The organism is Salinisphaera orenii subsp. halophila YIM 95161, from assembly GCF_003732545.1.
Lineage (GTDB): Bacteria > Pseudomonadota > Gammaproteobacteria > Nevskiales > Salinisphaeraceae > Salinisphaera > Salinisphaera orenii_A.
Window position 1 is genome coordinate 1 of sequence record NZ_AYKF01000073.1, and the last position, 19192, is coordinate 19192.

17 protein-coding genes are annotated in these 19192 nt (G+C 68.5%); 6 read left to right on the forward strand and 11 right to left on the reverse strand.

Annotated elements, in window-relative coordinates; translation table 11 throughout:
• On the forward strand, nucleotides 1–529 hold a 529-nt coding region (locus SAHL_RS17510), incomplete at its 5' end, for an energy transducer TonB (protein ID WP_148045514.1).
• A 214-nt stretch (nucleotides 530–743) separates the two neighbouring features.
• On the opposite strand, the gene SAHL_RS07215 is transcribed toward SAHL_RS17510, so the two are convergent.
• Nucleotides 744–1244, reverse strand: a complete 501-nt coding sequence (locus tag SAHL_RS07215; protein ID WP_123590732.1) for a CC0125/CC1285 family lipoprotein — start codon at nucleotides 1242–1244, stop codon at nucleotides 744–746.
• Nucleotides 1245–1845: 601 nt separating this feature from the next.
• Between SAHL_RS07215 and SAHL_RS07220 the strand changes: the two genes are divergently transcribed.
• Nucleotides 1846–2418 carry a TRAP transporter small permease subunit gene (locus tag SAHL_RS07220; RefSeq protein WP_123590733.1) on the forward strand — a complete coding sequence of 191 codons (573 nt, stop codon included), beginning with the start codon at nucleotides 1846–1848 and terminating at the stop codon, nucleotides 2416–2418.
• Nucleotides 2418–3788: a TRAP transporter large permease gene (locus tag SAHL_RS07225; RefSeq protein WP_123590734.1), complete on the forward strand. Its 1371-nt coding sequence runs from the start codon at nucleotides 2418–2420 to the stop codon at nucleotides 3786–3788. The genes SAHL_RS07220 and SAHL_RS07225 overlap by 1 nt, the downstream gene beginning before the upstream one ends.
• Before the next feature lie 45 nt (nucleotides 3789–3833).
• Here SAHL_RS07225 and SAHL_RS07230 read toward each other — a convergent pair whose 3' ends face one another.
• The 5 genes from SAHL_RS07230 to wrbA all read right to left on the reverse strand — a co-directional run bounded on the left by SAHL_RS07230 (nucleotide 3834) and on the right by wrbA (nucleotide 9905).
• Complete coding sequence (locus tag SAHL_RS07230) at nucleotides 3834–4919, reverse strand: TRAP transporter substrate-binding protein (RefSeq protein WP_123590735.1); 1086 nt, start codon at nucleotides 4917–4919, stop codon at nucleotides 3834–3836.
• Nucleotides 4920–5066: 147 nt separating this feature from the next.
• Nucleotides 5067–5723 (reverse strand): rhomboid family intramembrane serine protease, encoded by a 657-nt coding sequence (locus SAHL_RS07235; RefSeq protein WP_123590736.1) that lies wholly within the window; start codon nucleotides 5721–5723, stop codon nucleotides 5067–5069.
• Between the two features lie 856 nt (nucleotides 5724–6579).
• A complete protein-coding gene (locus SAHL_RS07240) occupies nucleotides 6580–8577 on the reverse strand; it encodes a BCCT family transporter (RefSeq protein ID WP_123590737.1) in 1998 nt (665 codons plus the stop codon).
• A gap of 111 nt (nucleotides 8578–8688) precedes the next feature.
• Nucleotides 8689–9285 (reverse strand): nitroreductase family protein, encoded by a 597-nt coding sequence (locus SAHL_RS07245; protein WP_123590738.1) that lies wholly within the window; start codon nucleotides 9283–9285, stop codon nucleotides 8689–8691.
• A gap of 17 nt (nucleotides 9286–9302) precedes the next feature.
• Nucleotides 9303–9905, reverse strand: a complete 603-nt coding sequence (gene wrbA / locus SAHL_RS07250) for an NAD(P)H:quinone oxidoreductase (RefSeq protein WP_123590739.1) — start codon at nucleotides 9903–9905, stop codon at nucleotides 9303–9305.
• Between the two features lie 179 nt (nucleotides 9906–10084).
• Here wrbA and SAHL_RS07255 point away from each other — a divergent pair, with 179 nt between their 5' ends.
• On the forward strand, nucleotides 10085–11005 hold the full coding sequence (locus SAHL_RS07255; protein ID WP_123590740.1) for a LysR family transcriptional regulator: 921 nt from the start codon (nucleotides 10085–10087) through the stop codon (nucleotides 11003–11005).
• Here the strand turns inward: SAHL_RS07255 and djlA are convergent.
• Nucleotides 10969–11763 carry a co-chaperone DjlA gene (gene djlA / locus SAHL_RS07260; protein WP_123590777.1) on the reverse strand — a complete coding sequence of 265 codons (795 nt, stop codon included), beginning with the start codon at nucleotides 11761–11763 and terminating at the stop codon, nucleotides 10969–10971. The genes SAHL_RS07255 and djlA overlap by 37 nt on opposite strands.
• A gap of 153 nt (nucleotides 11764–11916) precedes the next feature.
• Here djlA and SAHL_RS07265 point away from each other — a divergent pair, with 153 nt between their 5' ends.
• Nucleotides 11917–12600, forward strand: a complete 684-nt coding sequence (locus tag SAHL_RS07265) for a DUF2057 family protein (protein WP_148045515.1) — start codon at nucleotides 11917–11919, stop codon at nucleotides 12598–12600.
• A gap of 328 nt (nucleotides 12601–12928) precedes the next feature.
• On the opposite strand, the gene pdeM is transcribed toward SAHL_RS07265, so the two are convergent.
• Genes pdeM through SAHL_RS07285 form a run of 4 tightly spaced genes read right to left on the reverse strand, consistent with a single transcriptional unit; the run spans nucleotide 12929 to nucleotide 18039 of the window.
• Nucleotides 12929–13621, reverse strand: a complete 693-nt coding sequence (gene pdeM / locus SAHL_RS17780) for a ligase-associated DNA damage response endonuclease PdeM (protein ID WP_184947487.1) — start codon at nucleotides 13619–13621, stop codon at nucleotides 12929–12931.
• Nucleotides 13618–16107: a ligase-associated DNA damage response DEXH box helicase gene (locus SAHL_RS07275; RefSeq protein WP_123590742.1), complete on the reverse strand. Its 2490-nt coding sequence runs from the start codon at nucleotides 16105–16107 to the stop codon at nucleotides 13618–13620. The genes pdeM and SAHL_RS07275 overlap by 4 nt, the downstream gene beginning before the upstream one ends.
• Entirely contained in the window at nucleotides 16100–16402 is a 303-nt protein-coding gene (locus SAHL_RS07280) for a YbaN family protein (protein WP_123590743.1), read from the reverse strand. Before SAHL_RS07280 ends, SAHL_RS07275 begins: the two co-directional genes overlap by 8 nt.
• Nucleotides 16399–18039, reverse strand: a complete 1641-nt coding sequence (locus tag SAHL_RS07285; protein ID WP_123590744.1) for an ATP-dependent DNA ligase — start codon at nucleotides 18037–18039, stop codon at nucleotides 16399–16401. Before SAHL_RS07285 ends, SAHL_RS07280 begins: the two co-directional genes overlap by 4 nt.
• A 288-nt stretch (nucleotides 18040–18327) precedes the next feature.
• Between SAHL_RS07285 and SAHL_RS07290 the strand changes: the two genes are divergently transcribed.
• Nucleotides 18328–19182, forward strand: coding sequence for a glycine/sarcosine N-methyltransferase (locus SAHL_RS07290; protein WP_123590745.1), 855 nt, complete (start codon nucleotides 18328–18330; stop codon nucleotides 19180–19182).
• The last annotated feature ends 10 nt before the right edge of the window (nucleotides 19183–19192 follow it).

The following is a 19192-nucleotide window of genomic DNA, read 5'->3' on the forward strand; positions in this document are numbered from 1 at the left end:
ACCCGAACCGGAACCCGAACCGGAGCCCGCCCCGGAACCGGAACCTGAACCAGAGCCCGAACCGGAGCCCACGCCGGAGTCCACGCCGCAGCCCGAACGGCAGGACGCGCGTCCGGACGCCGCCACACAGACGGCGACGGCAGCCGAGCCGGCCGGGGGCTCGGACGCAACCAGTGCCCGCGCCCAAGCATCGACGGCCGGCGAGCAGGCTCAATCCGGATCGACGGGCAGCGTCTCCGACACCCCCGCCGACTACCGCGGCGAGCTGCGCGCCTGGTTGGCGAGGAGCAAGGAGTACCCGCGGCGGGCGCGGCGCCTGCGCCAGGAGGGTACGGCCACGCTCTACTTCGTGATGGACCGCAACGGCAACGTGCTCGAATGGGAGATCCGCAAGAGCTCCGGGCACCCGTTGCTCGACGAGGCGGTGGAGAACATGATCAAGCGCGCGGATCCGCTGCCGGCGCTACCGGACAACGTGTCGATGCAGCGGCTGGCGCTGACGGTGCCGGTGAGTTTCAAGCTGCGCTGAGCGACGCGTCACCGCGTCTCCCGCCACCCAGCCCAGACCCGAGCGGATCAAGCACTCAGGGCCCGACGACGGCGAGGACCGCCGCAATAAGACTACCCGTCGGCCGCCCGATAGCCTCGGGCTAGCGGATGTATACCGATGCCCGGGACCGATCGGGCGCTGCGCCACGTGGGCCCGGCGAGACGGTAACCGAGGCGCATGGATCGCGTGGCGATCAGGCCTCGTCGCCGGCCGCGACCGAGGGCGCCAGGTTGCGCTTGAGCTCTTCCGCGTCGTAGACGTCCGCGCCGTTGTCGGGCAGCTCGTCGCCGAGCTGAATCTCCAGCACGGTCTCGTAGCGGGTCCGGCTCTGCCCGCCGGTGGAATAGCCGATGCTCGTACCCCAGAAGGGATAGCCCCAGCCGTAGCCGATGCTGGTGCTCGGCCCGCCGCCGGAATAGCTGGTCACCGGGGACGTCTCGCGCGAGGTGATCCGAAAACGATCGGCACCGTGGCCGAGGGCCACGTCGGCGGCCCGGAACAGGGCGTAATTCTCGACCGTTTCGCGTGCCATGCCGTAGTCGCCGGCGAAGCTCACGCGGTAGCGATCGCTGGTCAGTGCGTTGTCGCGATAGCCGAAATCGCCCGGTTCGGCGGCCGGACGATAGGCCGGACCGCTCGCACACGCGGTGAGCACGGCACAGATCAGCGCGACGATGGCGATGCGTGACTTCATGTCTCCACTATAACTCGAACCCGGCCGTTTGGATGCACCCTCGGAACGGCGTCGCAGTCGCCGCCGATGCGCGGCCGGAGTTGCCGGCGAGGCCGGCCGTGGACGCTCTCTCGGCAGCTCAAGCCACGCGCCGGGCGCACCCGGATGCGCAACGGCGGCGAGCCTGCCCGCTTCGCCTTGGCGCGCAGGCCGAGGCGGCCACAACGCCGATGCGCAGCGAAGTCCGTTACCCGACTGCTTCGCCAAGCGACCGGCCTTCCGATGGCCCCGGTCGGGCGACGAGCCACAGCCTGATGGCAACGGCCTACGAACAGGTCGCCGGCCGACAACGGCACCGCTCGTACGCAAGGTCGCCGGTCGCCGGTCGCCGGTCGCCGGTCGCCGCACGATCGAAGTAGCTTTGATACGAACACGCGTGCAGATATCGCGCAGTTTCGGGCCCGCGTCATGCGCCGGCAGACCGCGACACGGGACTGCGCACGCCCGCGCCCCGAGCGTGCGACCGTCGCCCGGACGACCGCCACGGGCTCGGCGCCCCGGCCCCGTGTTCGCTAGAATGGCGCGTTCGACGCGGCCTGTCGCCGCCGCCGGGGAGATACGCATGTCCATACTGCTCGCCTTGGCGCGCGTCATCGACGCGCTGTCCAACGGGGTCGGCAAGCTGATGTGGTGGCTGACCGCCGCCATGGTGCTGATCGGCGCCTACAACGTCATCACCCGCTATCTCGGCCAGTATCTGGGGATGCAGCTCAGTGCCAACGTCTATCTCGAGCTGCAGACCTATGCCTTCGATCTGATCTTCCTGCTGGGCGCGGCTTATGTACTGCGCGCCGACGCCCATGTGCGGGTGGACATCATCTACAGCCGTCTCGGCGCGCGGGCGCGTGCCGCCATCGACATCTTCGGCACGCTCGTTTTCCTGATTCCGTTCTGTGTCTTCGGGCTGTACTTCTGCTACGGCTACGTCGAACGCTCCTGGGCGGTGATGGAACAGAGCCCCAACCCCGGCGGCCTGGCGCGCTACCCGATCAAGACCGTGATTCTGGTGGCCTTCGGCATGCTGCTACTGCAGGGCATCAGCGAGATCATCAAGAACGCCGCGCTGCTGACCGGCCATCGCCGCGTCGACGAGAGCGGCACGGCCCACGCCGCCGAGCGCGCGGACGCACTCTGATGGATTACCTGTCCCTGTGGATGTTCGCGGCCGCGATCGGCCTGCTGCTCATCGGCTATCCGGTGGCCTTCAGCCTCGGCGGCACGGCCGTGCTGTTCACCCTGATCGGCAGCGACCTGCTGCCCGACATGGGGGTCACGCTGCCCTGGGAACCGGCGTTCCGCGTGGCCCGGCTCAATATCCTGCCGGGGCGCATCTTCGGCAATATCATGAACAACTACGAACTGGTCGCCGTACCGTTCTTCGTGTTCATGGGCGTGATGCTGGAAAAATCCCGGCTGGCCTCGGACCTGCTCGAGACCATGGGGCTGCTGTTCGGCCGCATGCGCGGCGGCCTGGCGATCTCCGTGGTCGTGGTCGGCACCCTGCTGGCCGCCTCCACCGGGGTGGTCGGCGCCTCGGTGGTGACCATGGGCGTTCTGGCGCTGCCGGTGATGCTGAAGTACAACTACGACAAGGGTCTGGCCAGCGGTACGGTGGCCGCCTCGGGCACGCTCGGCCAGATCATCCCGCCGAGCATCGTGCTGATCATCCTGGGCGATCAGATGCAGGTTTCGGTGGGCGATCTGTTCCTGGGCGCCCTGCTGCCCGGCGTGCTGCTGGCCGGGCTGTTCATCGCCTGGATCGCCTTCGTGGCCCTGCGCTATCCGGAACGCGCGCCGGCCCTGCCCGCGGCCGAACGCAATCTCGGCGCACGTCGGCTGCTCATGCGCATGGCGGTCATGATGGCGCCGCCGCTGGCGCTCATCCTGGTCGTGCTCGGCACCATCTTCGCGGGCATCGCCGCCCCCGCCGAGGCCGGCGCCATGGGCGCGCTCGGCGCCTCGCTGCTGGCACTGGCCAACGGCCGCCTGAACTGGCCGAACCTGCGCGCGGTGATGGATCAGACCGTCAAGCTCACGGCGATGGTCTTCGTGATCCTGCTGGGCGCGACCGCCTTCACCATGGTCTTCGCCGCCCTCGGCGGACCCGGGCTCGTGGACGACATGCTGGTGAACCTGCCCGGCGGCACGCTGAGCTTTTTGTTCTTCACGATGCTCGTGATCTTCGTGCTGGGGTTCTTCATCGACTTCATCGAGATCAGCTTCATCGTGGTCCCGGTGATCACGCCGATCGCGATCAAGCTTGGCGTCGATCCGCTCTGGTTCGCCGTGATGATCGCGCTGAACCTGCAGGCTTCGTTCCTGACCCCGCCGTTCGGCTTCGCGCTGTTCTATCTCAAGGGCGTGGCGCCGCCGGCGATCCGCACCATCGACATCTATCGCGGGGTAATGCCGTTCATCGCCATCCAGCTGCTGGCGCTGGTTCTGCTCTGGCTGTTCCCGCAGATCGTGCTCTGGCTGCCGCACCTGAGCGACGCCGTGCGGTAGCACCGCCCCGGCGCCGCTACCGCACGGCGATCGCCGCGGCCGCGTTCAGGCGAGATCGCCGTTCACGTAGCGCAGATAGCGATACTCGCTGGCATTCGTCCAGGTCCGCACGCTGTCCCGAAAGCCCGTCCACTGCTCGTAGACCCGGGCATAGAACTTGTCCTGTTCGGCGTGCTCGGCCTGGATCTCGTCGGTGTACTTCTCCAGCACCTGCAGCACATCCGCCGGAAATGTGCGCACCTCGGCGCCGCCGTCGATCAGCCGCTGCAGCGCGGGGCCGTTCTTGGCCATGTACTCCGAGAACATGCGCTCGTTGGCGGCACGCGCGACCGTCTGGATGATCTCGCGGATATCGGCGGGTAGGTCCTTGTAGATGTCGAGATTGGCGTAGAGTCCCAGCGTTGCGCCCGGCTCGGCCCAGCTCGGCATGTAGTAGTACTTGGCCGCCTCGTGCAGCTTGAGGATCTCGTCGTCGTAGGGACTGACCCAGTCGGCGGCGTCGATGGTGCCGCGATCGAGGGCGAAATAGACCTGGCCGCCGGGCAGGTTCTGGATATTGACGCCGGCGCGCGCCATCACCTGGCCGCCCAGGCCGGGGAAGCGCATCTTCAGTCCCTTGAGATCCGCCGGGCTGTTGATCTCCTTGTTGAACCAGCCGCCGGTCTGGCCGCCGGTGTTGCCGGCGGTGAAGGCGATCAGATTGCTGCGGGCGTTGAGTTCGTTCCACAGGTCCACGCCGCCGCCGGACTGCAGCCAGGCGTTCTGCTGCATGCCGGTCAGGCCGAACGGCATGGCGGTGAAAAAGGCATGCGCCGGATTCTGGCCGATGTAGTAGTAGGACGCCGTGTGCCCGAGCGCGAAGGCGCCGCTGGCCACGCTGTCGAAGACTTCCAGCCCGCCGACCTGCTCGCCGGCCGGAAAGACCTCGACCGTCACATCGCCGTCGGTGGCCGCCTCGATCGCGCGGCCGATGTACTGCGCGGTGCCGAACAAGGTGTCTAGCGAGGTCGGCCAGGAGGTGACCATGGCCAGGTTGAAGGTCTTGTTCTTGGCGATGGTCAGCGGCGAGAACACGCTGCTGGCCGCGGCCGCCGCCCCGGCGGCACCGGTCAGAAAATGGCGTCGTTTCATGTCGTCATGGCTCCTCTTGTCAGCCCGCGCCGCGACGCCGCGGGCCTCGCGGCCCGACGTGCGACGGATTGTTGTCGAATACAAAAGCGGCCCCAGCCTGCCGCAGCCGAGCGCCCGCGGGAAGTCGACCTTGGCCGCAGGCAGCGACTAGCCGGCTCCGCGTCCCGGCGGATTGCGGCGCCAGTACATGATCATGGCGAAACCGAAGGCCATGCCACCCAGATGCGCGAAATGGGCCACACCTGCCTGCGTACCGGTGACGCCGAAGAACAGCTCGAGCGCACCGTAGCCGATCACCAGCCATTTCGCGGTCATCGGAATCGGCGGTATGAGCAGCATCACGCGGGCGTTGGGAAACATCATGCCGAAGGCGAGCAGCACCCCGAACAGCCCGCCCGAAGCACCGACCGTCGGCACCACCTCGCCCGGCGAGAACAGATACAGCACCACCACCTGCGTCACCCCGGCGCCGACCACGCAGACCAGGTAGTAGATCAGAAAACGCTGGCCACCCCAGACCTGTTCCACGACACGACCGAACATCCACAAGCCGAACATGTTGAAGAACAGGTGCCCGAAGCCGCCGTGCAGGAAACCGTAGGACAGCAGCTGCCAGAACTCGAAGCCCACGGTCCCCGGCCCGCTCGACGTACCCACCCGGTATTCGCCGAACGGCCACAGCGCGAAGTACTGCATCGCGGGTTCCGCGGCATACAGCAGAAACAGAAAGCCCACACCGTTGGCGATGAGCAGCCACTTGATCATCGGTGGCACGCGGGACACGGCAAAGGGATCCTGGCGCATGGGCGAGTCGGGCCGAAGGCGAGTAAAACGCGTCAAGGATAACCCATCCACGTCCGGACTCGAATCAAGCAACGACGATCGCCGCGCCTATCCAGTGCCGGCTCGCACCGAGCGGTCGGCCGCCATGCGGCCACCGCACCGTCGACGTCGAACCGACAGGGCCGCCTCGGCGTCGACACGAAAGCGCGAGCCGCGCCAATCCGCTCCGACCAAGCCTGCGCTGAACTCTGGAGTGCCCCGCCACATCACCGACCCAGGACTGCCCCTCGGGACGCCCATCGGTCATGGCCCGCGCCGCTGATCGGATGACACGTCCGCGTGACCGACTGCGCCGTCGTGACGGACCGGAAAAGATGACGCGGGAAACGCGGGATCGACGAATGACTCACCCGCCCACCCGGCGGCCACGGCGGGGGCCACCCGACCTCCGTCGCTTTTCGGCGAATGCCCGACGCGAACCCGTCAGCGCGCCGATCCGGCCTCGCCCCCGAGAAACCGCCCATTCCGTCACCCGGCAACGCCCACGCCCGCGTCGGGCCCGATGCCGCTGACATCGACCCGGCGCCGTCGAGCGCACGAAGCGATGGCCCCGCGTGACGAGACGCCCTACCCAGATCGGGCGATCGCACGCCACCGGGAACGCAGGCATGCGGGCTCGGACAGACTCGGGCAGCACGACGGGGGGAAACCGGGGCGTCGCTCGACTATTCCACAGGAAGCGATCACCGCCCCGAAGATCCGCCGGAATCGACCGACGCCGGACAATACGACGGTCCGAGCAGCGAGACGTCATGCCTGCGCCCATGAAAAAGGCCCGGCACCGCAGAAGCAGTGCCGGGCCCGTTTTCGGGACGGACTATCGGACCAGGTAGAGGAAGTGCAGGTGCTTCTCGTACTGGTCGAGAATATCGCCGATCAGCTGCTCCCGGGAGTAGCCGACCACGTTGTACTGCTGGCCGCCCTCGCGCAGGAAGACCTCGGCACGGTAGTGCTCGCGGCCCTTGGCGCTGCCCGGCGGCTCGCCCTTGAGCGCGCCCATGTAGAACGACGGCGCGGTGAACCGGCGTGCCCGCACGCCGTAGACGAAGTCGATCTCGGCACCGTGCTCCACCCGGAGGTAGCAGCGGTCCTCCTCGCAGTTGATCTGGGTCGCCATCTCGCTTTCCTCGAACTGCTTGGCGACCTCCTGCATCGCCGGCTCGACGGTCTCCTTGAGGAAGCTGTCGATCTGCGTCCGACGCGGCGAGGACACCAGCGTCTTGAGACGCTGCTCCCAGCCGCCGGCGCCGAAGCCGGCCACGTTGTAGGGCGTGTTCATCACGCTGCGCATGCTGTCCTGCTTGATCGCCTCGACGCTCAGCGACTTGTACAGGCAGTAGGCCATGATCAGGATGATGACGGTGATCGGCAGCGCCGAGGCCAGCGATGCCGCCTGGAGCGCGCCGATGCCGCCGGCGACCAGCAGCACGATCGCCACGACACCCTCGAGCACGGCCCAGAAGATCCGCTGCCAGACCGGCGGCTCGCTGCCGTCCTTGGCGGTGAGGATGTCGATGACCAGGGAACCGGAGTCCGAGGAGGTCACGAAGAACGTCACCACCAGAATCGTGCCGAGAACCGACGTCAGCCAGGTCAGCGGGAACTGCTCGAGGAAGTAGAACAGCGCCGTGGACGTGCTGTCGTTGACGGCATCGACCAGATCGGTGGCACCATCGGCCATGATCATGTGAAGCGCCGTATCGCCGAAGGCGGTCAGCCAGAGGAAGGTGGCGCCCACCGGCACGATCAGCACGCCGAGCACGAACTCGCGGATGGTCCGGCCGCGCGAGACCCGCGCGACGAACATGCCGACGAACGGCGACCAGGAGATCCACCATGCCCAGTAGAACAGGGTCCAGCCGCTCATGAAGCTATCGGTGTCCTCGTCGCCCGTATAGGCGTACGAGTTGAACGTCATGTCGACGATGCTCGAGAAATAGTTGCCGATGTTCTGCGACAGCGACTGGAAGATGAACAGGGTCGGGCCCAGCACCAGCACGAACAGCAGCAGCGCCGCGGCGAGCCAGAGGTTGAGCTCGGAAATACGGCGGATACCGCCGTCCAGGCCCAGCACCACCGAAAGCGTCGCCATGGCGGTGATGATCGCGATCAGTACGATCTGCGTGGTGATGCCTTCCGGCACGTCGAAGACGAAATTCAGGCCGGAGTTGACCTGCTGCGCGCCGAGGCCCAGCGACGTGGCCACGCCGAACAGGGTACCGAACACCGCCAGCACGTCCACCGCGTGGCCGATGGGACCGTAGATGCGGTTGCCGATCAGCGGATAGAAGGCGGAACTCAGACGCAGCGGCAGGTTGCGGCGGAAACTGAAGTAGGCCAGACACAGGCCGACGACGGCATAGACCGACCAGGCGTGCATACCCCAGTGGAAGAAGGTCAGCCGCATGGAGTCGCGCGCGGCCATTGCCGTCGACGCGTCCCCGGTGGGCGGGTTGTCGTAGTGCAGCACCGGCTCGGCCACGCCGTAGAACATCAGCCCGATGCCCATGCCGGCCGAGAACAGCATCGCGAACCACGACAGATAGCTGAAATCCGGCTCGCTGTGATCCGGTCCCAGCCGGAACTGCCCGTAGCGCGAGGCCGCCAGCACGATGCAGAAGATCAGGTAGACGCCGACGGCGGACAGATACAGCCAGCCGAAGGTCTCGATCAGCCAGCTCTGCATGCCGCTGAAAAACGAATTGGCCACGTCCGGCATCGCCGCGCCGAACACGACCAATATGCCGATTACGATCACGGACGGGTAGAACACCGGCGGGTTGATACCCGCCTTCGTCGGCTGGTCGTCACTCATGTGTCACTTGTCGCCTTGTCTGCGGTAATCCCCTTTCTATCTATAACATGCCTGTCGTCGTCTAACGACAGTCGCAGGACGCCAGCGGGATCGGCGCAGCCGGCGCGAACGCTAGAATCCGGCCGGGTCGCCGAAGTTGCCGGTGAACACGAATTCGCCCAGCGGCCGGCGCGTGCGCGGCTTGTCCTCGCGCGCGTGCAGGGCCGAATCGCCGGCCTGTGCGGCCTCCCGATAGCCGATGGCGATCGCGGTGAACGCCTCCGCGTCCTCGGGGATCGAGAAGGTCTCGCGCGCGGCCTCCGGGTCCAGACCGATCATCTGGTGGACGTACAGGCGGCGGGTGGTGGCCTCGGTCACCAGATTGCCGGTCGCCAGACCCAGATCGTGCGGCGCGGCCTTGTTCGGCTTGCCGTTGGCGCTGAAGTTGCGCATGACGACGCCGAGTGCGAGCACCGGCGCGTTCCGCGCCCAGGGCTGATTGCCCTCCGCGAGACAGTCGAGAATGCGCCGATGGGTGTCGCCCTCGCCCTTGAGGCCGACGATGTAGCGCCAGGGCTGCTCGTTGTAGGACGACGGCGCCCAGCGCGCCGCTTCGAACAGCGATCGCAGATCGGTGATCGCCACCGGCTTGGCACTGAAGACGTACGGGCTCCACCGCACCGCGAGCGTGTTGTGGATCGGGTGGTCGGTCTCGGCGTTCTTGTTCATCGCTGCTCCTGGGTTGCCTAGTCGTTCATGCGCACCGCCAGCCGGGCGACCTTCTCGCCCTGATAACGCGCGATCGACAGCTCCTTGTCCGACGGCTGGCGCGAACCATCGCCCCCCGCATAGGTGGAGGCACCGTAGGGCGAGCCGCCGCGCAGTTCGGAGATATCGAACAGCTCCTGGGCGCCCGCGTAGTCGACCGGCACGATGAGCATGCCGTGATGGGCCAGCGTATTCCAGAACGAGGTGATCGTGGTCTCGTTGCCGGCGCCCGTCGCACTCGAGGTGAACACGCTGCCGAGCTTGTTAACCAGCGCGCCGTTCGCCCAGAGGCCACCGGTCTGGTCGAGATAGGTGCGCATCTGACCGGACATGTTGCCGAAGCGCGTGGGCGAGCCGAAGATCACCGCGTCGTAGTCGGCCAGTTCGCCGGGCTCGGCCACGGGCGCCGGCTGGTCGGTCTTGCCGCCCGCCGCCTCGAAGGCATCCGCAGGCATCGTCTCAGGGACCCGCTTGAGGGTCACGCTCACGCCGTCGACGCCGCGGGCGCCCTCGACGACCGCGTTGGCCAGCGTCTCGATATGACCGTACATCGAGTAGTACAGCACCAGAATCTTCTTCATTGTCGGCTCCTTGATTTTCGGATCGGCGCGCCGCGACGCGCCATCGATCGATGCACATGCCGGCGCGTTCCCGGCCGCGCCCTACCGGTAACGCTACGGCCGCGGCGATGGCAAGAAAAGCGAAGCCTTTTGGCATACTCGTTCAAACTTTTCGAACGCCTGAACGCGCCACGCCCCTCATGACCACCCCATTGCGACTGGAGTCGCTCGAGGCACTCGACGCCATCGACCGCCACGGCAGCTTCGCCGCGGCGGCGGCGGCCCTCTACCGCGTGCCGTCGGCCATCTCCTACACCATCAGCCAGCTTGAAAACGACCTCGGGGTGGCCGTATTCGATCGCAGCGGCCACCGCGCCGTGCTCACTCCGGCCGGCCGACTGCTGCTGGACGAGGGCCGGCGCATCCTGACGGCGACCCGCGAACTCGGAGCCGCGGCCCGGCGCGTGGCCGACAACTGGGAGCCGGAACTGCGCATCGCCGTCGACGGCCTGATACCGCCGACCGATCTCTGGCCGGCGATCGCGGCCTTCGGCGCCGAGCATCCGGCGATCAACGTGCGCCTGACCGAAGAAGTGCTCGGCGGCACCTGGGAGGCGCTGATCGACGATCGGGTGGATCTGGCCGTCGGCGTGGCCGACCCGCCGGCCGGCGCCGGCGTCCGGCGCACCGCCTATGCGGACGTGGCGTTCGCGTTCTGCTGCGCGCCGCATCACCCGCTGGCCGAGCGCACGCACGCGGTCAGCGAGGATGAACTGCGCAGCCATCGCGCGGTGGTCGTCGCCGACAGCGCGCGCCGACTGTCGCCGCGCGATGCCGGCCTGCTCGACGGTCAGCCCCGCCTGACCGTGGCCTCGATGGCGAGCAAGGTGGCTGCGCTCGAACACGGACTCGGTGTCGGCCACGTGCCGCGGGCGTGGGTCGCCGAGGCGCTAGCCGCCGGACGGCTGGTCGAGCCGCCCCTGGATCGGCCGCGCGAGGCCGCACAGACCTGGCTGCTGTGGCGCTCGGGCGCGCCCGGTCGGGCGCTGGCATGGTTCATCCGGCGCCTGGGCGGCGACCGGGATCAGCCGATGCCGCGGGCCTCGCAGATGCGCTCGTAGGCGGCCCCGATCTCGCGCGTCTTCTCCTCGGCCATCTCGCGCATGCTCTCGGGCATGCCCTTGGCGGCAAGCTTGTCCGGATGATTCTGGCTCATCTGTCGCCGGTAGGCCTTCTTGATGTCGGCGTCGCTGGCATCGCTGTCCACGCCGAGGACATCGTAGGCCTGCTGCAGCTGTTCGGCCGGGTCCACGCCCTGCTTGGAGCCCATGCCGTCGCCGGAGGTCTGACCGCTGCGCCCCGAGAGCATCGCCTCGAGCTGACGGATCTCGGCCTCCGACAGACCGAGATCGCGGGCGACCCGCATGAGCGCGTCGTGCTCGGCATCGCTGACCTTGCCGTCGGCCGCGATCGCCGCGATCTGCACCTGCAGGAACATCTGATGCAGCGCGCGCTGGCCGCGGGCGACCTTAACGAACCGAGCGACCTCCGCATCCAGGTCGAAACCGGGGGTCTTGCCGCAGTTGAACGAAGCGCGCGCCCGGGCCTTCTGATCCTCGGACAGGCGCAGCTTGCCGAACAGATCCTCGGCGACGCGGATCTCGTCGCGCGTGACCTGGCCGTCGGCCTTGCACAGCGCCCCCATGACCGCGAACGTCGAGTCGAGAAACTGCGCGCGGATGGTGCCGAGCGCGCCCTTCATGAGGGTCATGGCGATCAGCTGCGCGGCCCAGAAACCGAGCACGCCGCCGAGCAGAGCGCCCGGCAGACCGAACACCGCGCCGCCGGCAAGCGCGCCGATGATGATGGCAATAAGCATGCGCATGATTCTACCCGGCCCGGCCCCCGCATGCCGAATCGCCGCCGCGAGCGTCATCCCGTTGTCATACCGCGGTCACATTGACGTCGCATCGTGGCCGCGTTCCGGCGCCCGCGGCGCCGCACGATCGTGATCCGCCACCAGGGGGCCGAGATGCCACGCACCTTCCGTCGCTTCGAGTTTCTGCTGATCGCCGCCGCCATGCTCGCGGCGGCCGGCTGCGCCAGCGTCCGTGATCTGGACACCGGCACGGCCGAGGGCGCCGACGCCGCCCGCCTGTTCGTGCCCTATCAGTTCCAGGTCGCCGCGCTCGACGGCGAGACCATCCGCGACAGCTTCTACACCTTCGACGCCCGCGACCAGCGGCTGTCGGTGGCCCCCGGCCGGCACACGCTGGTGCTGCGCTACTTCGACCTGATCGACGACGACGCCGACCGCAGCGACGATTACGCCCGGGTGCTCTCAGAGCCGATCACGGTGACCTTCGACGCCCGACCCGGGGGCGACTACGCGGTGGTCGGCGCCCAGCCGGACACGCCGGCGACCGGGCAGGCGTTCGCGGCCGACCCTACGCTCGAGATCCAGTCGCGCGAAAGCGGCGAGGCCGTCAGCGATTCGATCTCGGTGGCCGAGCCGGAAGCCGAGACCATTCGCCGCGGCAACACCGTCTACGCGCCGGTCGCGGATGCCGGCGCCAGCGCGGCGAACGCGAACGAGCCCGCGGCTGCGCCGGCCAAGGGCAGCCCGCAGGCCTACGAGATGCTCAAATACTGGTGGAACAACGCCGGCAGCGCCGAGCGCGCGCGCTTCGAGGCGTGGCGCGAGACCGCCGACTAGGATCTGCCAACGCTTCATGCGAGGCCGCGTCCAGCGCTTCCGGAAAAGCGGCCATGGGCGGCAACACCAAGCGTCGTGCGCGCCGCGCAGTCGTTCTTCGCCAGCGTGCAACAACATGGGATTGCCGCATCCTCGCCGTTCCATGGGGGCGCCTGGCCCTTCGGGTTGGGCCACCCATGAAACAACCGTGGGCGCGCTGCGGGCGTTCCAAGTCTTGAGCGTGGCTCGCCACGATCGGCGACTCGCGCCTTGCCGCACACGATGTGCGGCCTCCAGCACGGCGCTCGTATGAGGTGTTAACAGGCGCTGGGGACAGCGCGGGCGCAGCTCAGCGGTCGGCCCCGGTGGCGACCTCGATCACCCGGTCGCCGCCGATCACGAACAGCCGGTCGCCGGCGGCCGGCGTCACCGCCGCACCGCCGGCGAAGCTCGAGAACGCGGGCAGCACCAGGCCCTCGGCATGCGCCCAGAACGCCGGCAGGCGCAGGCGCTCGCCGCCGTCACGCAGGACCACGACCGGATGCAGATGACCGGCCAGCACCGGACCGCGCGGGTCGTGCGCCGGCTCGTGCCGACACACGAACGGCGCCTCCAGCCGAGCGCCGGACTGCCAGTCCACATCGAAGGCCGCCGGCACGGCGTCCATGCGATCGTGGTTGCCCCGCAGCACGCGGAAGTCGACGCCGGCATGACCGGCCCGCCACGCGGCGAAGCGGGCCAGCCAGGGTTCGTCCGCGGCCGGCGGCGCGTGCACGAAATCGCCCAGCACGACCACCCGCGACGCCTCCGTGGCCGCGATCGCCGTACCCAGACGGGCCAGATCGGCATCGGTCGTGCCCTGCGGCAGGCCCATGCCGTGGCGCCGGAACACCCCGGCCTTGCCGAAGTGGGTGTCGGCGACGAACAGCGTCGCCGTCCGCGGCCAGTACACGCTGCGATCCGCGCGCAGGATCAGCCGCTCGCCGGCGATATCCAGCGCGGCATGCTCGGGCTCGGCGACTTCGGCGCGGGCGAGGGTCAACGGTCGGCGGCCTTTTCCAGTTGCACGGTCATGCGCTCGACGCGATCGCGCCAGGATTCGTTGCTGACCTGGCTGGCGACCCGTTCGACCCAGAGCGGGAAACCCATCGGCGTGAGCCGCCGCGGCGAGACCAGCCGCAACGACTGTCCGTCGATGCGATCGAGCGCGCCGCGCAGGCGTCCCAGCTCCAGCTCGCGTTCGAGCACTTCGCGGCGCGCCTGATCGAGCAGCAGATTGTCGGCATCGTAGCGGGCGAGCACGTCGTAGACGAGTCCGCTGGAGGCCTGCACCTGGCGCGCGCTCTTGTGGCTGCCGGGATAGCCGGGAAACACCAGGCCGGCGATGCGGGCGATGTCCCGGAAGGCGCGCTTGGACAGCTCGGCGGCGTTGAGACAGGCCAGCAGATCGTCGACCAGATTCTCGCTCGACAGCGCGGCGCACAGCTCGGCGGCCGAGAACCCGACCCGGCTGCGGGTGACCAGCTCGAAACCGTAGTCGTTGACCGAGAAACGGAACGTGGCGGCGTGCATGCGCGCCAGCCGCCACGCCACCAGCGCGGACAGCCCCTCGTGGGCCAGCCGCCCGGCGAAGGGATAGAAGAACCAGTGCCGGCCCTCGCGGCTGGTCACGTGCTCGACCAGCAGTTCATCGGCCCCCGGCAGCGCCGACCACTGCCGCTGGACCTCGAGCAGGCCGCGAATCGCGGCGAGCTCCGGCTCGCGATAGTCGCCGTCGCGGGCCTGCTCGATTAGCCCGCGGATGGCGTCGGCCAGGGTGCCCGAAATCGCCAGCCGGCCGCCGGCCCAGCGCGGCACGTGGCGCTTTCGCCGCTTGGCGGCGCGCACGTAGGCGGTCAGCTCGCGCACCCGGACGAGCTCCAGCAGCCGGCCGGAGAACAGAAACACGTCCCCCGGCGTGAGCTGGGCGATGAAACGCTCCTCGACCGTGCCGATGCGCCCGCCCTTGAGCCACTTCACGCTCATGGCCGCGTCCGAGGTGATCGTGCCCATGGTCATGCGATGACGCCGGGCGATACGGCGATCGCCCACCATTAGCCGTCCGTCGACCCGGTCCACCCGGCGGAACTCGGGATAGGCCGACAGCGCCGTGCCGCCGCGGGTGACGAAATCCAGCGTCCACTGCCACGCCGCGTCACCGAGGTCGCGATAGGCCAGCGTGGCGGTGACCTCGGCGTGAAGCGCCTGCTCCGACACCCCGCCCCGGGCGCTGCTGCCGAGCGCGCGCGTGACGATGTGCTGCGCGAGCACGTCCAGCGCGCCGGTCAGCGGCTCCCGCGCCTCGATCTCGCCGGCGAGCGCCTTGCGCCGGGCCGCGGCGATCTCGACCAGCTCGAAGGCGTGGGTGGGCACGCACAGGATGCGGCTGGCCACACCCGGCCGGTGGCCGGAACGCCCCGCGCGCTGGAGTAGCCGGGCGACGCCCTTGGGGCTGCCGATCTGGATGACCTGATCCACCGGCGAGAAATCCACACCCAGATCGAGGCTGCTGGTGGCGACCACGCAGGCCAGCTGCCCGTCGGCGATCATCGCCTCCACGCGCTCGCGCAACGCCCGATCCAGCGAGCCGTGGTGCAGCGCCACCCGGGCCAGCCAGTCCGGCCGGGCGCGCAGGATCGCCTGGTGCCAGAGCTCGGCCTGGGCGCGGGTGTTGGTGAACAGCAGCGTGCTTTCGGCGGCCTCGAGCGCCTCGATGACCGGCTGGACCAGCCGTGTACCGAGATGGCCGGCCCAGGGAAAACGCTCGATGGTCTCCGGCACCAGCGCGTCGATATGGGTGGCCGCCGGCGTCATGCCGCGCACCAGCCGCCCCGGCGCACCGCCGGTGAGAGCGTCTCTGGCCTGTTCGAGGTTGGCCAGCGTGGCCGACAGCCCCCAGGTGCGCAGGCCCGGCCGCAGCGCCCGCAGACGCGCCAGGCACAGCTCCAGCGCCACGCCGCGCTTGGTCGACAGCAGTTCGTGCCACTCGTCGACCACGACCACATCGAGGCTCGCGAACAGGCGCTCGTGCTCGGCGTAGGACAGCAGCAGGGCCAGACTCTCCGGCGTGGTCACCAGCGCGCTCGGCAGGCGTCGGCGCTGACGCGCCTTGACGCTCGATGCGGTATCGCCGGTACGCCGCTCCACCGTCCAGTTGAGGCCCAGTTCGGCGGCGCTGGCGGCCAGATGAGCAGTGGTGTCGGCGGCCAGCGCCCGCAGCGGCGTGATCCAGAGCACGGTCAGACCGGGCGTGATGCCGTCGTCCTCGGCCCGATTCAGCCAGTCGCCCACGGCCGCGAACCACGCCGCCAGCGTCTTGCCGGTGCCGGTCGGCGCGTGAATCAGCCCCGACTCGCCGGCCGCGCAGGCGGCCCAGGTCTCGCGCTGGAAATCGAAGATCTGCCAGCCGCGGTCGGCGAACCAGCCCTCGATGCGCGCATCGACGGAATGCGCCCTCTCCGGCGCCGGCCGCTCGCCGCCGTCACTCATCCGAGCGGGCTTTGCGGCTCCAGCGCTGGGTGATGCTGCGCGCCTTGGCCGCGACCCACGGGAAACGCGCCTCGCCGCGATCGAGCTGTTTCTGCACCCAGCGCGAATACGGCGCCAGCAGGATCGCCGAGATGATCAGGAACAGCACGCCCTGGAGCACCGGCAGGACGAGCCCGAGGATGCCCAGGATGAACATGATCACGCCGAGGCCCACCCGCAGGTAGTCCCGCCAGGTCATGTCCTGCCAGCGGATATGGCGTCGGTCCGTGGTCTGCGATGGGCTGTCGGATGTCATGCGTCGACCTCTGTCCTGTCTTCGGCGGGCAGCAGCGCCTTCACGTCGGCCAGCCGGTCCGCCTCAGCTACGGGTTTGTCGTGGCGCCACCGCGCGATCCGCGGAAAGCGCACGGCGATGCCCGACTTGTGTCGCTTGGACGCCTGAATACCCTCGAAGTGCAATTCGAAGACGTGGGCGGTCTCGACCGCCCTTACCGGCCCGAAACGGTCGATGGTGTGCCGGCGGATCCAGTGATCCAGCTGGCCGATCTCGCTGTCGGTGAGCCCCGAATAGGCCTTGGCGAAGGGCACGAGCGCGTCGCCGTCCCAGACGCCGAAAGTATAGTCGGTCAGCAGATTCGAACGCCGTCCGTGGCCGGGCTGGGCGTAGAGCAGCACGGCGTCGACGCTGAACGGATCGACCTTCCATTTCCACCAGTCGCCGCGCACCCGGCCGACCCGGTAGGGCGAGCCGGCTCGCTTGAGAATGAATCCTTCGGTGGCGAACTCCCGCGAACGAGCGCGCAACGCCGCCAGATCGTCCCAGCTTTCGGCGGTCACGGGAGCCGACAGCGCGATCCGCGCGTCGCTTTCCGCCAGCACCTCGGCCAGCCGCGCGCGGCGGGTCTCGATGGCGCACTCGCGGATGTCGCGGCCAGCGTGCTCGAGCAGGTCGTAGGCGAGAAAACGCACCGGATGCGCCGCCTGCATCTTCGCCGACGGCTTGAGCCGGCCGATGCGCCGCTGCAGGCGCGCGAAGGGCAGCGGCCGCGGCTCGCCCTCGGCCCAGGCCAGGATCTCGCCGTCGAGCACCGAACCGTCGGACAGCGGCTCGGCGGCGGCCTCCAGCTCCGGAAAACGGCCGGCCATGAGGTCCTCGCCGCGCGACCAGATATGGCATTCGCCGCCGCGCCGGATGAGCTGGGCGCGAATGCCGTCCCATTTCCATTCCACGAGCCAGTCGTCGCGCGCGCCGAGATCGGCCACGCGCGCGACCGGCGCGTTCTCGATGGGCGAGGCGAGAAAGAACGGATACGGCTGGGCCGCGTCCTCGCCGCGGTCGGCCGGATCGAGCAGCCGCTCGAAGAAGGCCGGCGTGGGCTCCCAGCGGCCCATCAGCCGATGGGCGATGCGCGCCGGTTCGATGTCGGCGGTCTCGGCCAGCGCCCGCGTGACGAGCCGACGCGACACGCCCACGCGGAACGCGCCGGTGAGCAGCTTGTTGAGCACGAAGCGCGCCTCCAGCGGCAGTTCGCGCCAGTAGCCCGTGACCGCCTCGCGGCACCGGGCCTCGCTCATCGAGCGCAGCGGCAGGATCCGCTGCTCGACCCAGTCGTGGAGGGCGACGTCCAGCCCGGACTCGCCGGGCGTGCCCGCCCGGGCATCGAGCAGCAGGGTCACGGTCTCGGCCAGATCGCCGACCGCGGCATAGCTCTCCTCGACCAGCCAGAGCGGCATGTCGGCCGCCTCGGCGACCCATTCGCGCAGGCGCGCGGTCGGGATGAGGCGCTTGATGCGCCGTCCGCACAGGAACGACACCGCCCACGCCGCGTCGGCCGGCGGCGCGCTCGCGAAGTAATCGCGCATGGCCGCGATCTTGTCGTTGGTCGCCGTGGTGGCGTCCAGCCGGGTGTAGAGACGGGTGAAAGCGCGCATCAGGGCGCAGGTTTCGCGCGAATCGCGCGAATCGCCGATCCGAATGGATGAATTTTTTCTGACGCCGTGATAGCGCCGGCCCGATCGGCCGCTAGCGCAGTACTCATCGGCGTTACACGCTGAATGGCCCGCATCCGAAATCGCCCCCATATGGCGTCCGCACGGCGCGATGTTAGCGCTATGGCGATTGCAGTCCCGTACCAGCCTTCATACGGTAATGACTCACTTGCATGAATCAGTGCGCCCCGCGGAATCTCCGTGCCGGCGTATCGAGGGAGAGTAATGCCTATGGATAGCTCCGCTGAAAAGGATCCGGTCTTTCAGAAGCAACAGGATTTCGGCGGCGACCCCACCGAGGTTCGCGAGACCGACCACTACCAGCACGAGTACGTCCACGACTTTGTCGAGCGCTGGGACGAACTCATCGACTGGGAAGGCCGCGCCAAAAGCGAAGGCAGCTTCTTCGTCGACATTCTGAAGAAGTACGGCTGCGAATCGGTCATCGATGCAGCAGCCGGTACGGGTTTCCATTCGGTGCAGCTGCTCAAGGCCGGCTTTGAAGTCGCCAGCGTCGACGGCAGCCCGCAGATGCTCGCCAAGGCGTTCGAGAACGCGCGCCAGCACGGCATGATCCTGTCGACCGTCCACGCGGACTGGCGCTGGCTGTCGCGGGACCTGGTGGGCCGCTACGACGCCATCGTGTGTCTCGGCAACTCCTTCACGCACATCTTCAACGAGCACGACCGCCGGCGCACGCTCGCCGAGTTCTACTCGATGCTCAATCACGACGGCATTCTGATCCTCGACCAGCGCAACTACGACGCGCTGCTCGACGGCAAGTCCAAGCCGGGGCACAAGTACTACTACTGCGGCGAGAACGTCTCGGCCTCGCCCGAGCACGTCGACGAGGGTCTCGCGCGGTTCCGCTACGAGTTCCCGGGCGACGAGGTCTATCACCTCAACATGTTCCCGCTGCGCAAGAACTACGTGCATGACTTGATGCACCAGGTCGGCTTCCAGGCGGTGACGACCTACGGCGACTTCCAGAGCAGTTACAAGGAAGACGAGCCCGATTTCTTCATCCACGTGGCGGAGAAGTCCTACCGCGAGGCCGATGAAGACCGGGACGCCGACAAGGAATAGGAGGACAGCG

Coding starts and splice junctions, on each gene's coding strand:
- SAHL_RS07285 (WP_123590744.1), bottom strand. CDS start 18,039: ATGCGCGCTTTCACCCGTCTCTACACCCGGCTGGACGCCACCACGGCG.
- SAHL_RS07290 (WP_123590745.1), top strand. CDS start 18,328: ATGGATAGCTCCGCTGAAAAGGATCCGGTCTTTCAGAAGCAACAGGAT.
- SAHL_RS07235 (WP_123590736.1), bottom strand. CDS start 5,723: ATGCGCCAGGATCCCTTTGCCGTGTCCCGCGTGCCACCGATGATCAAG.
- SAHL_RS07245 (WP_123590738.1), bottom strand. CDS start 9,285: ATGAACAAGAACGCCGAGACCGACCACCCGATCCACAACACGCTCGCG.
- SAHL_RS07220 (WP_123590733.1), top strand. CDS start 1,846: ATGTCCATACTGCTCGCCTTGGCGCGCGTCATCGACGCGCTGTCCAAC.
- SAHL_RS07275 (WP_123590742.1), bottom strand. CDS start 16,107: ATGAGTGACGGCGGCGAGCGGCCGGCGCCGGAGAGGGCGCATTCCGTC.
- SAHL_RS07265 (WP_148045515.1), top strand. CDS start 11,917: ATGCCACGCACCTTCCGTCGCTTCGAGTTTCTGCTGATCGCCGCCGCC.
- SAHL_RS07240 (WP_123590737.1), bottom strand. CDS start 8,577: ATGAGTGACGACCAGCCGACGAAGGCGGGTATCAACCCGCCGGTGTTC.
- djlA (WP_123590777.1), bottom strand. CDS start 11,763: ATGCTTATTGCCATCATCATCGGCGCGCTTGCCGGCGGCGCGGTGTTC.
- SAHL_RS07255 (WP_123590740.1), top strand. CDS start 10,085: ATGACCACCCCATTGCGACTGGAGTCGCTCGAGGCACTCGACGCCATC.
- SAHL_RS07230 (WP_123590735.1), bottom strand. CDS start 4,919: ATGAAACGACGCCATTTTCTGACCGGTGCCGCCGGGGCGGCGGCCGCG.
- wrbA (WP_123590739.1), bottom strand. CDS start 9,905: ATGAAGAAGATTCTGGTGCTGTACTACTCGATGTACGGTCATATCGAG.
- SAHL_RS07225 (WP_123590734.1), top strand. CDS start 2,418: ATGGATTACCTGTCCCTGTGGATGTTCGCGGCCGCGATCGGCCTGCTG.
- SAHL_RS07280 (WP_123590743.1), bottom strand. CDS start 16,402: ATGACATCCGACAGCCCATCGCAGACCACGGACCGACGCCATATCCGC.
- SAHL_RS07215 (WP_123590732.1), bottom strand. CDS start 1,244: ATGAAGTCACGCATCGCCATCGTCGCGCTGATCTGTGCCGTGCTCACC.